The organism is Streptomyces sp. VTCC 41912, assembly GCF_045799175.1.
Taxonomy (GTDB): Bacteria; Actinomycetota; Actinomycetes; order Streptomycetales; family Streptomycetaceae; genus Streptomyces; species Streptomyces albulus_C.
In genome coordinates this window covers 1-11549 of the sequence record NZ_JBJMAB010000042.1, presented here as the reverse complement: position 1 = coordinate 11549, position 11549 = coordinate 1, and the positions used below count along the sequence as shown (strand labels likewise).

12 protein-coding genes and 1 pseudogene are annotated in these 11549 nt (G+C 69.6%); 10 read left to right on the top strand and 3 right to left on the bottom strand.

Translation table 11 applies throughout. From position 1 onward, the window contains the following. Entirely contained in the window at positions 1-603 is a 603-nt protein-coding gene (locus tag ACJ6WD_RS35370; protein ID WP_407617259.1) for a hypothetical protein, read from the bottom strand. A 1559-nt stretch (positions 604-2162) separates the two neighbouring features. Here ACJ6WD_RS35370 and ACJ6WD_RS35365 point away from each other — a divergent pair. After that, a complete protein-coding gene (locus tag ACJ6WD_RS35365) occupies positions 2163-2681 on the top strand; it encodes a transcriptional regulator (RefSeq protein ID WP_407617258.1) in 519 nt (172 codons plus the stop codon). Beyond that, positions 2678-3064, top strand: coding sequence for a MarR family transcriptional regulator (locus ACJ6WD_RS35360; protein ID WP_407617257.1), 387 nt, complete (start codon positions 2678-2680; stop codon positions 3062-3064). The genes ACJ6WD_RS35365 and ACJ6WD_RS35360 overlap by 4 nt, the downstream gene beginning before the upstream one ends. A gap of 81 nt (positions 3065-3145) precedes the next feature. Here ACJ6WD_RS35360 and ACJ6WD_RS35355 read toward each other — a convergent pair whose 3' ends face one another. Together ACJ6WD_RS35355 and ACJ6WD_RS35350 are read right to left on the bottom strand one after the other, a co-directional pair. Then, positions 3146-3679, bottom strand: a complete 534-nt coding sequence (locus ACJ6WD_RS35355; RefSeq protein ID WP_407617256.1) for an AAA family ATPase — start codon at positions 3677-3679, stop codon at positions 3146-3148. Continuing rightward, positions 3676-4428, bottom strand: coding sequence for a GntR family transcriptional regulator (locus ACJ6WD_RS35350; protein ID WP_407617255.1), 753 nt, complete (start codon positions 4426-4428; stop codon positions 3676-3678). Before ACJ6WD_RS35350 ends, ACJ6WD_RS35355 begins: the two co-directional genes overlap by 4 nt. Before the next feature lie 467 nt (positions 4429-4895). On the opposite strand from ACJ6WD_RS35350, the gene ACJ6WD_RS35345 reads away from it, so the two are divergent. From ACJ6WD_RS35345 to ACJ6WD_RS35310, 8 genes and pseudogenes are all read left to right on the top strand, one after another. Further along, the gene (locus ACJ6WD_RS35345) at positions 4896-5156 is read left to right on the top strand and encodes a hypothetical protein (protein ID WP_407617254.1); all 261 of its coding nucleotides are present in this window, start codon (positions 4896-4898) and stop codon (positions 5154-5156) included. A 536-nt stretch (positions 5157-5692) separates the two neighbouring features. Next, the gene (locus ACJ6WD_RS35340) at positions 5693-6130 is read left to right on the top strand and encodes a hypothetical protein (protein WP_407617253.1); all 438 of its coding nucleotides are present in this window, start codon (positions 5693-5695) and stop codon (positions 6128-6130) included. Beyond that, entirely contained in the window at positions 6127-6771 is a 645-nt protein-coding gene (locus ACJ6WD_RS35335) for a hypothetical protein (protein WP_407617252.1), read from the top strand. Before ACJ6WD_RS35340 ends, ACJ6WD_RS35335 begins: the two co-directional genes overlap by 4 nt. Beyond that, positions 6768-7178: a hypothetical protein gene (locus ACJ6WD_RS35330; protein ID WP_407617251.1), complete on the top strand. Its 411-nt coding sequence runs from the start codon at positions 6768-6770 to the stop codon at positions 7176-7178. The genes ACJ6WD_RS35335 and ACJ6WD_RS35330 overlap by 4 nt, the downstream gene beginning before the upstream one ends. A gap of 57 nt (positions 7179-7235) precedes the next feature. Then, positions 7236-9209, top strand: coding sequence for a hypothetical protein (locus ACJ6WD_RS35325; protein WP_407617250.1), 1974 nt, complete (start codon positions 7236-7238; stop codon positions 9207-9209). A 111-nt stretch (positions 9210-9320) separates the two neighbouring features. Then, the gene (locus tag ACJ6WD_RS35320) at positions 9321-9866 is read left to right on the top strand and encodes a hypothetical protein (protein ID WP_407617249.1); all 546 of its coding nucleotides are present in this window, start codon (positions 9321-9323) and stop codon (positions 9864-9866) included. A 4-nt stretch (positions 9867-9870) separates the two neighbouring features. Next, the gene (locus tag ACJ6WD_RS35315; RefSeq protein ID WP_407617248.1) at positions 9871-10101 is read left to right on the top strand and encodes a hypothetical protein; all 231 of its coding nucleotides are present in this window, start codon (positions 9871-9873) and stop codon (positions 10099-10101) included. Between the two features lie 129 nt (positions 10102-10230). Beyond that, a pseudogene (locus tag ACJ6WD_RS35310) lies at positions 10231-11549 on the top strand (hypothetical protein); the annotation flags it as partial.

Here is an 11549-nt window from a genome sequence, read left to right as displayed (position 1 = left end):
TCAGGACGACTGTGCCTTGCGGATCTTGCGCAGGTGCTTGCGCACGGTCTCGGCATTGAGCCCGAGCTCCCCTTCCGCCAGGGTGGCCAGTGCGCGAGCTGATCGGGCCTGCAGCTCGGGTGGCAGGCTCTCGTACCAGGCTTGGGCTCGGTCTTCCTTCGCCTGGGATGCGAGGGCAGACTTGCTGCGGCTGCACTCTCCCGCAGTTACGCACTTCGCAGCTTCGTCGCCGTCGATGGCGTAGCTCTCGATACCAGGAAGTGCGGCATCGAGAGCTTCAACGCCCTGAGCAGTGAGCGGGTAGAAGTGCATCGCCGGGCGGTGCTTCTCGCACCAGCCGTCCCAGAGTGCGGGGGAGGCATAGCGGACCTGGATATCGTCACTGTCCTCGGATACTTCGATCAGGGTCTGGAAGACGTGAGTGCCCCATGCATCGCCGATGATCGACTCTGAGAACGTCCAGTCAGTATCGTTCGCATTGCTGGTAGAAGGTTCCCAGCCGCGGTCAGACAGTCTCTGGTGCAGCCTTTCGCGCAGGCTGAGCCCCGCGTTACACCGGCATCCCGCCAGCCTCACCGGCCGGTCCTCGATCCTCGCTGTCATGAGCGGGATTCTCTCGGCCCTGGCCTTTCCACCTGGGCCTTACCTCAGGTGAGTCGTGAGTCGTCCTGTTGACGGTGCCGCAGGTGCCGGCGACCAAGCCGGAACATGAGCAGCACGGCGAACCAAAGGAGTTGCTCACCGGCCGGCCGAGGGGCGCCGCCGTCCAGTCAGTGGCGATCTCCCAGCGCTGCTCCCCTCTCAGAGCCCCTGAGTGACCACAGGAGCGCCGCAGAGATGACCGCTACCCGCCAGTTGACCTTCCCGACCCGCAGGCCCGCACGCGACCGCCCAGGGCCGCGCCCACCCTGCTCTTTCAGTCGCCGCCCGTAGGGCGTCCTTTTTCTTCCTCCACCTGCAGGTATGGGACCAGGCCAGCCCCCACGGGCGGGGGCCCGTCATCACCTTCACCACGGTGGTGCGTCAGCTGCCCGCCGTCCGTCACCCCCGCAGGTGACGGGCCCCCGCCCCTCTCCCCAACGAACCCTTAACAGGCCCGTGGCCTCACGAAGCGAGCCCCGCTTCGCTTCGCTCGTTATACCTCTGGCGGCACTCCGTGGTTGCGGCCACGACCTGCGCTTTCAGCGTGAGGGGCTCGCCTTGGTGGGTCTCGGTGGTACCAGTACCCCGGTACTGGTACCACCGAGCTGGAGACGCCCCCGGGCCTGTTAAGGCTCGCGTCAGCGAAACGCTGACGTCGCGCGATCTTGCTGCGGTGCCGCGCCGCCGCACTGTGCGGGCCGCAGGCCGAGGCCGTGGGTCGACCGCGGACCGGAGGGTGCCCCTGACCCACGTAGGAGGAGAACCTCGCGGGCCGGAGTACGCCAAGGTGGCGCGCGGGGCGCCGAGCTACCGCCCTCCCTCGCTGCCGCTCGCTCGGTTGCTACCGGGAGCAACGGCCACCCAGCGATGGGCGACCCAGCTGGGTAACGGGCCGTCGTTGAGCAGGAGGCAGACGTCGGCGCACCTTCGACGGTTGAGGTAGTGCAGGAGGCCGGAGATCGAATCACCCAGCACTGACCCCAGACCGAACCCAGATACCCAACGGAGCCCGCACTGTTCGTCGAGCCCGAGCCCCTGGTCACGCCACACCTGAGGCCAGCGCAGGATGGACCGAGGGCAACTGTCCAGGGAGGGCCGCCGGGCCCGAGCGGTCGATGGGCGGGCCCGGAGTGCAACGGAGGGCTTGCCCATCGAGGACAGGCGGCAGCACGGTGGCCCGTCCAGGGGGGCCAGCCCCTGGACGCGTGCGGGGCGGTCCCCGCTTCGGCGCTTGCGCCGGACTTCGGCCCGGAGGGCCGGGAAGTGGCGGAGCCACAGGAGCAACCTCTCCTATGTAGTTAGAGAGGATCTTGATTTCTGCTGGTCAGAGCGTTTTGATCATGCCTCTCGGAGCTACTCGAATTACAGTTGAGGCATGTGCAGTTGCCTATAGGCAACTGCACATGCCTTGAGAGGCTCTTTGATTGCCGCGGGCGACCCCAGGGTGTCGCTTGCCTATAGGCAACTGATCTCTGTACGGTGAGGCTTCCAGTTGCCTATAGGCAAGCGACAGGAGGGGCATGTCAGCGATGAGCCGGGGGGCCCGGCGCGGTCAGGCCGTGAACCACGAGACGGGCGAAGTCGTACAGATGTCGTTCTTCGAGGACGAGACTCTGCAGCGTGCGAAGGTGCGCTACGACTGGAACCCGTTCCCCGGGCGGCACGTCAACATCCCCAAACAGCTGGGGGCCAAGCTGTATGCCAAGGACAGCGGATATACGCAGAAGGACCGAGACCTGTTCTTCTTCTACTGCGTGGTTTCCCCGGATGGCGCTGAGCCGCTGCGACTCACCTACAAAGAGATCGCCAGCCTCGTTGGTGGGCGCCCTGACACGATCTCGAAGTCCTTGGGTAAGTTGCATGCTGGCGGGCTCCTCCTGAAGTCGGAGACGATCGGCAAGGTCATCTTCTACCGGCTCAACCCCCGCGCCGGTTACGACGGCCCAGCGGCCGCGCAGGTGGAGGCCGTCAAGGATGCGCGCCTGCCGGTGGTCCCTCCGCCGGCGGCCGAGACAGTGAGGAAGGAGGCAGCATCGTGACGTCGTCACCGATTGAGCAGAACGCCGGCCTCCCTTTGTCGCCGGCAGTCATCCGGGAACTTCTCTTGCGCACAGCTGATCTGCCCGGTGCGGACTGGAGGGTCTTGTCGTACTACATGACGGCGGTTCCGTTGGGACAGACGGTGCGAGATACCGCCAAGACGGTGGCTGAGGCGCTGCAGCTCAGCCCCGGCAGCATTTCGAAGAGCATCAGCCGCCTGATCGATGGTGGTTGGCTGGCCATAGCGTTTCGTGTTGGTCGGGTGCCCTTCTATCGTGCCGGCGACCAGGTCATACAGCTCGCAGTCGCCGACGAGGACCAGGACGAGCAGCCACTCGCGACCGTTCGGCAATTGCCGGTTCGGGGAGCGGCAAGCGAGTAGGCGCGGCTTACGGCTCGAACAGCCGATGGCCCCAGCACCAAAGTGCTGGGGCCATCAATCTTTGTCCGGTGAGCGGCGTATCTAGCCGAGTGCTTCGAGCACCGCCTGCACCTGTCCCTCATAGACCACATGCGGCTCATCCGGCCCAGGGGGATGGAAGCGGCCTGCGAAACGACGGAGGTCCTGTTCGGAGAATTCGATCGCGTTCGGGTCGACATCTGCGTGCCGATTCCGGTCTTGGATTCGACTCCAGCGGACATCGTGAGGGACCGGGAGATGAACTAGGAGCGTGAAGGCGCCGGCCTGACACGCGAGAGCCCGCCACTCCTCGCGCTCTGAGGGAGTCCAGAAACCGTGATCAACCACGACATCGACGCCGGCGCGCAGAAGCGCGCACAGGTCTCCGGCGATGTCGTGCATGATCGGGGCTTCTCTCACCTTGTACTGCCCACGAGGGAAGTCGGGCCCGTATCGCCCGTGCCTTCGAAACATCTCTTCATCGGGGCAGAGTCTGGTGAAGCCATGAGCGACGAGTGCCCGGGCCAGCGTCGTCTTCCCAGCCCCTGGCATCCCGCTCATCAAGACGCATCGTGGCGTTGGTTTGGGTTCGGTCACTGCGTCGTCGCCGAGGTCGAGCTGTGCGTCCGGCCAGGGGCGCCAAGGTCAACGCCGTACTCCAGTGGGCGGCCCTCGGCGTCTAGGAATCGTGTGCTGAGGACCAAGATCGCGGCGACCATGCCGTGCTGAAGGCCGAGGAGTTCGATGTCGCGCTCCGTGGCGATCCGGGCCCCTGTCGAATCCTCGCGCACAACGCACCTGCGCCCGGTCTCCTGGGCGATCAGGTCGAGGGAAGTCCCTCCCTTCAAGCGCTCCCCCCGGAGAAGTCCCGGGATGTGCTGGCCGAACTGGAGAGGGATCCACGATGTGGAGTGCGCGACGATGCCGTGCCCATCGCGGTAGACCCGGCATCTACGGATGACGTCGTCGCCGGCCCGGATGTCGAGCGCGACGGCTACATCGGCCGGGGCCGAGGTGACGGATGCCGTGTGTCCCTCTGAACGCTCTCCGGCTCCCCACGAGGACCCCGTAAGCCGTCCGCGCTCCTGACGCTGCTCGCCATTCGACAGTGGGATAGGCGGGCCGACCACTTCAGTCCCGACGCCGTGAATGCCGCGGATGAGATTCGCTGCTCGGAGGTCGCGGAGGGCCTTCTCTACGGTTCCCGTGCTGACCTCCTCCAGCCTGGCCATCTCCTTGATGGTGGGCAGCAGGGTTCCGGGCTTCAGCTCGCCGGACGCGATCCGGTCGCGGTACTTGCTCACGATGCGGGCGTACGGCGGTCGGTTGTCGGCCCTGTCCGTCATGTCCTCGCCTCCTCACTTCTTGATCGGCACCCCACTGTACCGCTTGACACCCTAGGGTTCCATAGGGAACCTTAGGGATGTGCCCAGCTGGCCTCGGAGGCCGTCAGGGCGTGCTTGATCGGCATGGCCATGCCGGAAGCGCCTTTGGAACCGGGCCCTCAGGGGCACCGGCCGACGGACGCGCTGGCCTTGAGAACTCAACAGTGGACACGTAATAGGGCGCGGCGCCCCCGCCGTCACGGATGTGGCGAGAGGACCCCCTCACCAGTGCAGTTCTGGCTGGTGTGGTCTTGAGCGGGGGATTGGCCGAGGGCCGCCCAGAGCGGAGCAGAGGACCCCCGGGGTGGGGTCGAGGGTGCAAATCCCCATCCGCTCACTCGCGCCGAAAACGGCGCGACCCCCGGCACGGCGGTGCAACGCCATGTGTGCCGGGGGCGCACGGAACACAACCTCAACAGGAGTTCCGCATGATCAGTGTGGCAGATCAGCACCGCGCCATGGGCGCGATGCTGCTTACCCAGGTTCGCCAGGCCGACGCGCGAGTGCCGGCCGAGCGGCGCGTACCGCGTACCGCCGCGGAGATGCGTGCCCGCATCAACACCCGTCTCGGCCAGAGCTGTGGGCAGTGCGACGGGGCCGGCGGCCGGACGGAAGACACCAGCAGCGGCGGCGTGAGCCGACAGAACTGGGTGACCTGCACCGCGTGCCGCGGGACGGGAGTGGCCTGATGTTCGGCAGGACGAAGCAGGCCACCGGTAGTCCCCAGCAGACCGCCGCCCCTAGGGGCTGCGGCGCCTGCAAGGGGAGCGGCCAGGGGAAGACGGTCTACACCGGCCGCGGGCGACGAGGCGACGAGCACTACACCGCCGCGTGCGAGACCTGCCGGGGGTCTGGGAGGCAGTAGGCGGGCGGTTGGTTTCCCTGACCGCCGGGAGGACGAAGGTGCTTTCCCCCTCTGATGGCATACGCCGGGCCCTGGCCGCACAGCAGCGTGTGGCCAGGGCCTACGAGATCTACGGCCCGGGTGACCCCCGCTCTCGCGCTCAGCTGGACGCCTACGTGCGGCTGGCGGCGCGGGTGTGGGCGGAGGGTCACCCGGTCCACGTACTGCACGACCGACGACGCGGGTGATGCCGCGTCAGGGCCAGGAAGGGGTCACACCCTCCCGGCTCACCGCGTCCCGAAGCGGCGCGGCCCCCGACCAGGGCGACGCAACCGCCAGGTCAGGGGCCTACGGAACCACGACCTCTCAAGGGAGTTCCGCATGACCAGTATCCCCGAACGCCACCTGCCCATCCGCACCCAGGCCGTGACCGAGGGCCTGTGGGACGCCACCAGCGAGGCGTGGAGCGCCTGGGAGCAGCTGAAGACCCTCGACGGGCTGGGTATCCGCACGCAGCTCCTGCTCGACCCCGCCGGCATCAGCGTGAACATCACCCTCGACCGGTCCTCTGCCTCCCTGCTGCCGGTCCTGGCCGGTGAGCTGGAGCAGGTCACCATCACCCACGTCAGCCTGCCCGACCGGCCGGCGGCCGCGGAGATCGTGGGCACGATGTGCGAGCACCGTATCCCCGTCTGCATCACCGTGCCCCGGGCCTACCTCGACGACAACGTCATGGCGCGAGTCCTCGCGGCCAGCGACCTTCACCCGTCCCTCTCCTACTCCTCCGCCGACGACGCGTGGATGGAGCAGGCCGCATGAAGATCTGGCCCTGGAAGATGCTGCGCACCAACGTCTACGACGAGCTGGTCGTGAGCACGGGAACGGCCAAGTGGCTGGAGCGGGAGGCCGAGGACCTGCGCGCCGATCGCGATGAACTGCTCCACCGGCTGATCCACGCGGAGGACCGCATCCGCTCCGTTCAGCTCCACTTGGCCGGAGTCAAGAGTGAGCGGGACGAGCGCATCCGCGACATCGACGAACAAGCCGTACTGGCCCAGGACCAGGCCGCCGCTCTCCGCGGCGAGGTCCGCGCCGAGACGCAGCGCGCCGAGGAACTGGCCGACGACGTGACCCAGTTGAAGCGCGTGGAGCAGCTGCTTCTGGAGACGATCCAGCACTACACCTTGACGGCCGGGGGCCCGCTCAAAGTGCTCCTCGACCGCGGCGCGTGGCACAGCCTGCACTGGACCGAGGGCCAGGCGAAGGCGGCTGCCGCCTTCGCCGACCCGTCGGTCGACCCGGATGGGTGGGGGCCGCACGGCGACCCGGCGAAGGGCTGGTCGATCCGGTCGGTGACGGTCGCGCCGCTGCCGTCCGGCCCGCACGACGCGGCCCTGGACGCCCACTACGCGACGCCGGCCGCCTCGGTCGCGTGCCGCGGAGAGGCGGTGACGGCATGACGCTGCTCGACAGCTACCGGGCCCACCGGGCCGTGAAGCGGTTTCGCCGGCACTACGGGCCGATTGAGCGGTGGCCCGCCGACGCCTACGTCGTCTACCAGGACTTGGTGGCCGTCGCCGGCCGCATCACGCCGTGGCAGCTGCTGCTGCGACTCCGGTGTCAGGCGCTGGCGCGGATCGCCTGCGTGATGCCGCTCTACGGCGTCGCTGAGTGCGTCGGCGCGGCCCGCGGCAGGTACTGGGACCGGCTGGAGCGAGTCATCGACCGGCTCGACGATCGGGCCGCCGAGGCCGAGGAGCGGTGCGTGCACGCCGGCGACGAGCCCTGGGTCGTCAGCGTCGGGCGGGTCACCGACCGGATGACCAACGTGGTCTGTCGGGTGGCGAACCGCCTCGCCCGGGGCTGACAAGCACTACAGCGGCGGCCGCCGCCCGGCGGCCGCCGCGCACGAGAGGAGTTGGGAGTGGCGACCGCCACCCGCAGCAAGAAGAAGGGCGTGGCGCCGGCACGTAAGGCGTCGGCGCAGACGACACCGCCCCGCCGGCCGGCTACGGCGGCGCCCGTGCCGCCGAGCCCCGAGGCGCGGGAGGCAGACAGCATCCGCTACGCCGCCGCGCAGGACGCGGCCGAGGCAACCCGGCGGGCAGAGATGGACGCCCAGGTGACCCGGCGCACCGCCGAAGCTGAAGCCCGGCGAGTCCGGGCCGAGGCAGCGGAGGCGGCCGGAGCGCGGCTCCGCGCGGCGCACGACGATGCACGCCGGACCGCCCGGGAACTCCTGGCCGCCGCCGAGGCACAGGTTGCTCAACTTGTCCGGGACGCCGAGGCGGACGCCCAGGTGACCCGGCGCACCGCCGAAGCTGAAGCCCGGCAGGTCCGGGCGGAGGTTGCGGAGGAGGCTGGCGAGCGGTTGCGCCGCGCGCAGGCCGACGCAGACGACGTCCGCGCCGGTGCCGACCGCGCCGCCGCCGGCACCGAGGCGACGGCGCGCCGGCAGGCCAAGGAGATGACCACCTCGGCCCGGGCGACCGCCGGCCGGCGACGAGCCGACGCCGACCGGGCCGCAAAGGAGATCCTCACGGCCGCCGACGCGCAGGCCGAGGAGATCCTCACGGAGGCCATGGCCCGGGCGGAACGGCTGGTGACGATGCGCACGGAGGCCGCCGAGGCCGCCTACCGCAACGCCCTGGCCACCGCGGCGACCGTGAGGAGCGAGGCCCAGGCGACGTTGGCGGAGGCGCAGGCCGACCGCGCGACGCTCGACAAGCACCTGGAAATCACCCGACGTCAGGCGCGCCTGACGCTGGATGAGGAACTGACCGAGCGGCGCGCTGAGATCACCGCCGAGCTGGAGGAGTACCGGGAGGCGACCGACGCGGCCCGCTCGAAGCTCGCCGAGGATCTGGAGCAGCTCGGGGGTGAGATCGAGGCCGAGCGCCGCAAGCAGCGGGCTGCGCTTGCCGCCGAGGCGGAGCAGCAGCGGGCCACGGCTCAGGCTGAGGCGCGCAAGGCGGCGCAGGAGATCCTTGACGGGGTCGAGGGCGAGCGGCAGCAGCTGCTCAAGGACGCGGTGGAGGCCGGGCATCAGGCGACGCAGGAGCGGCGCCGGGCCGAGGCCGCGTGCAGGAAGCTCCGCCGGGCCGAGGAGCGGCAGGTCAAGCGGGCGCGCGGTAGGAAGTCCAAGAGCAAGTGGTTCTGGCGCCACGTGCCGTGGCTCGGTCTGGCCGCGGCCGTCGGGCTCACCGCCCAGGGCGAGTACATGCTGGCCCAGACGGTTGGTATCAGCGACGTCGCGGCGCCGCTGCTGCCCGCCGCGATCGACATCTATGCGGTCACCGCGTTCCGTAGGAAGACGGACGTGCCGTGGGCGCTGGGGATCATGGCCGCGTCCAACATCGCTGCCCACCTGGCCAACCCGGGCCACGGGGCACGGGTGCTGACCGCCGGTGTCGTGCTGGTGATCGTCACCGTCGTCTGGAGGGTCCACAACCTCATGGAGGACGAGGGCGACGAGAGCGACGTGCAGGAGCCGGAGACCGGTGACCTGAGCGGTGACGAGGACGCGGTCGACACCGGTAACGAGGGCGTTACCGGTACCGGTAGCCCGAGCGGTAACCCGAGTTCTACCGCTACCGGTAATGGGACCGGTAACCCCGCACCTACCGGTAGCGGTAACCGGACCGGTAACGCGCGCTCTACCGCTACCGGTAAGGCGCGCTCTACCGGTGGCGGTAAGGCGGGCGGTAAGGCCGCCCGCCGTACCGGTAGCGGTACGGGCACACGCGGCGGTAGCGCCGAGCAGCGTGCTGCGGTGCGTGCCCGGGCTACCGCAATCCTCGCGGAAGGCAAGACCCCCTCGCCTACCGCTCTGGCCGCCGAGTTCGGCGGCCTGGACCCCGAGTGGGTCCGCAACCAGATTCGTGCCGCCCGCGCCTGAACCGGTGGCGCCGCCCTGATCTACCCCTTGCGGCTCGGAGCGGCCTGGTAACTCCGGGCCGCGCCCTCCCCTCCCGCCGGTTCGCCCGGCTCACCGCAAGGAGTACCGCCTGTGTCCGAGATCGACCACCTCAAGCCGGAAGTCATCAACCGTGTCCCGGAGGAACTGCAACGGCTGTTGAACCTCCAGCACCTGACCACCTGGACGCTGGATCGCCAGCGTGAGCACAACGACGACCTCAGCACCTACGAGGCGGCCCGCGCTGCTTTCCAGACCGCACTGCGCTCCCAGCACGTCAAGGGGGACGGCCGGTACGCCGCCTGGTGGCGGTCCCGGAAGGTCGACAAGCACATGAAGGACCTGGTCAAGGCGTCGCGGGACGCGGCGCGGGCGGCCGAGAACCTCCGCCTGGCCTACGCCGACCACGTCCGGACGGTGGTCGCGCTCCCCGCCCAGCGAGCCGAGAAGGCCCTTCGGAAGTCCGAGCGTCGTCAGGGCGTCGGCGCGTTCGCGGCCAAGAGCATGAACAAGACCCGCGCCACGTTGTCCTCCGGTTCCACGCAGGAGACGGAGGGCGACGAAACCGCAGGTCAGGCGGGTGCGCGCTCGTCGAAGCGCCTGCGCGGCGTGAACGACCTGTTCGAGAAGGGGGCCTGACTCCGTGTCGACGATCAAGGACGCCCGCGACGCCAAGAAACACGAGCACTGGGCCGAGCGGCAACGCCGTCAGATCGAGCTGCGGGGCGACGCGGGCTTGGTCGACGCCTGGTGGGACCGAGTCCGCTCGATCTGCAAGGCGCAGGCCGCGCAAGACAATCCGGAAGCGTGGCAGGACCTGGCGCGGACCTTGGAGAACTGGGTGCAGCGCCACAGCAGTGGTAACGGCGCGTAATCGTCATCACCATCATCACCACGGCGGGCGGGCCGGATCGGGGGTTCAAGGCGGGCGCGCGGGCGCCCGGGCGCGCGGGCGCGCGAGGATCCCCGATCCGGTCACCCTATGTCAACCCCTGGAGCAGTCGTGTCTGACGACAACCGGAACGACGACAACGTCGTCACCCTCCGGCCGAGGAGCAGTAGTTCCCCGCCGGATCTCCCCCCGATCCCCGGCGCCGCACCGTCGGCGCCTCCCCCGCCCTCCGATCCCCCCGCTGTGGTGGACGACGACGGCGCCGCAGTACCACGGCCCCGGTCTCGACGGTCGGCCACCGACTCGCTGCGCGCGCTGACCGCCGGCCCTCCCGGCCTGCCGCCCGCCTCGACCCGGCAACCGGCCACAGCGGTACGGGCCGAGGGCCTGGACGACGGTGAGGCCGGCGACTCGCAGGAGCCGGGCCTGGTCGGCCTTGGCCTGGCGGCGACGCTGGCCATCGCTCTTGCCGCGCTGCGCGGAACCGCGACCGTGGTGAGCGACTGGCGGCAGCGGCGCATGGAGCGTGCCGAGGAACTCGCCCCGCTGAGGGAGGCCCGCCTCAAGAACCAGCTCGCGGGCGAGGAGACCGCTGCCAAGCACCAGCTCGCCATGCAGAACATCGGCGACAAGGCCGCCCAGCAGCGCAGCAAAATTCCCTCCAGCCAGGACTTCGGCCGGAAGGCCGCCGGCGGCCGCGGTTCACCTCCGGGCGCTGGGCGTGGCTCTGACGGCGGTTCAGGGCGCCCCTCGAACGCGGGCGCCAAGACGCCAATGAAGCCCAAGGGCAGTTCCAGCACGGCGTCCACGCCCACCGGCAGTGGGAAGAAGACGTCGCCGGACGGCTCCAAGGGGTCGTCCGGCAAGCAGCCGGGCGCCAATGCATCCGGCCGGGGCGTGATCGCGCCGTCGGGCGGCCGGTCACCGAGCACGAAGCACAGTCCGGCCCTGGAACGTGCCAAGGGCCGCAACGATCGCAAAGCGGCCCGGCAGGCCGCCGGCCTCGCCGAGCGCGCTCAGGACCGCAGGCAGGCCGCCAAGGACGCACGCCAGGAGGCGAAGGCCGGGCGGGCCGCGGCGAAGAAGGAGAAGGCGGCCGCCGACGCTCGGACGACGTTCGGTGCGGCGGTGCAGGACGAGGCGGCGCGGCGGTTGGCGAAGCGCCGGAAGAACCTCTCCTCGCCGGTGTTCAGCAAGACCAAACGCAAGAAGGACAAGGGCAAGGGCGGCGACGGGACGGAGGCGTCCGCGTCCGGTGACGCCACACCACCGAAGGTCGACCTGACCAAGAAGCCCAAGAAGGCGAAGGCGGCCGCCGAGGACCGGACGACGTTCGGTGCGGCGGTGCATGAGGAGGCGGCGCGGCGGTTGGCGAAGCGCCGTATGAACCTCTCCTCGCCGGTGTTCAGCAAGACCAAACGCAAGAAGGA

Excerpts from the sequence above, each read along its gene's own strand:
- ACJ6WD_RS35370 (WP_407617259.1), bottom strand. The coding sequence starts at position 603 with ATGACAGCGAGGATCGAGGACCGGCCGGTGAGGCTGGCGGGATGCCGG.
- ACJ6WD_RS35365 (WP_407617258.1), top strand. The coding sequence starts at position 2,163 with ATGTCAGCGATGAGCCGGGGGGCCCGGCGCGGTCAGGCCGTGAACCAC.
- ACJ6WD_RS35350 (WP_407617255.1), bottom strand. The coding sequence starts at position 4,428 with ATGACGGACAGGGCCGACAACCGACCGCCGTACGCCCGCATCGTGAGC.
- ACJ6WD_RS35345 (WP_407617254.1), top strand. The coding sequence starts at position 4,896 with ATGATCAGTGTGGCAGATCAGCACCGCGCCATGGGCGCGATGCTGCTT.
- ACJ6WD_RS35340 (WP_407617253.1), top strand. The coding sequence starts at position 5,693 with ATGACCAGTATCCCCGAACGCCACCTGCCCATCCGCACCCAGGCCGTG.
- ACJ6WD_RS35335 (WP_407617252.1), top strand. The coding sequence starts at position 6,127 with ATGAAGATCTGGCCCTGGAAGATGCTGCGCACCAACGTCTACGACGAG.
- ACJ6WD_RS35330 (WP_407617251.1), top strand. The coding sequence starts at position 6,768 with ATGACGCTGCTCGACAGCTACCGGGCCCACCGGGCCGTGAAGCGGTTT.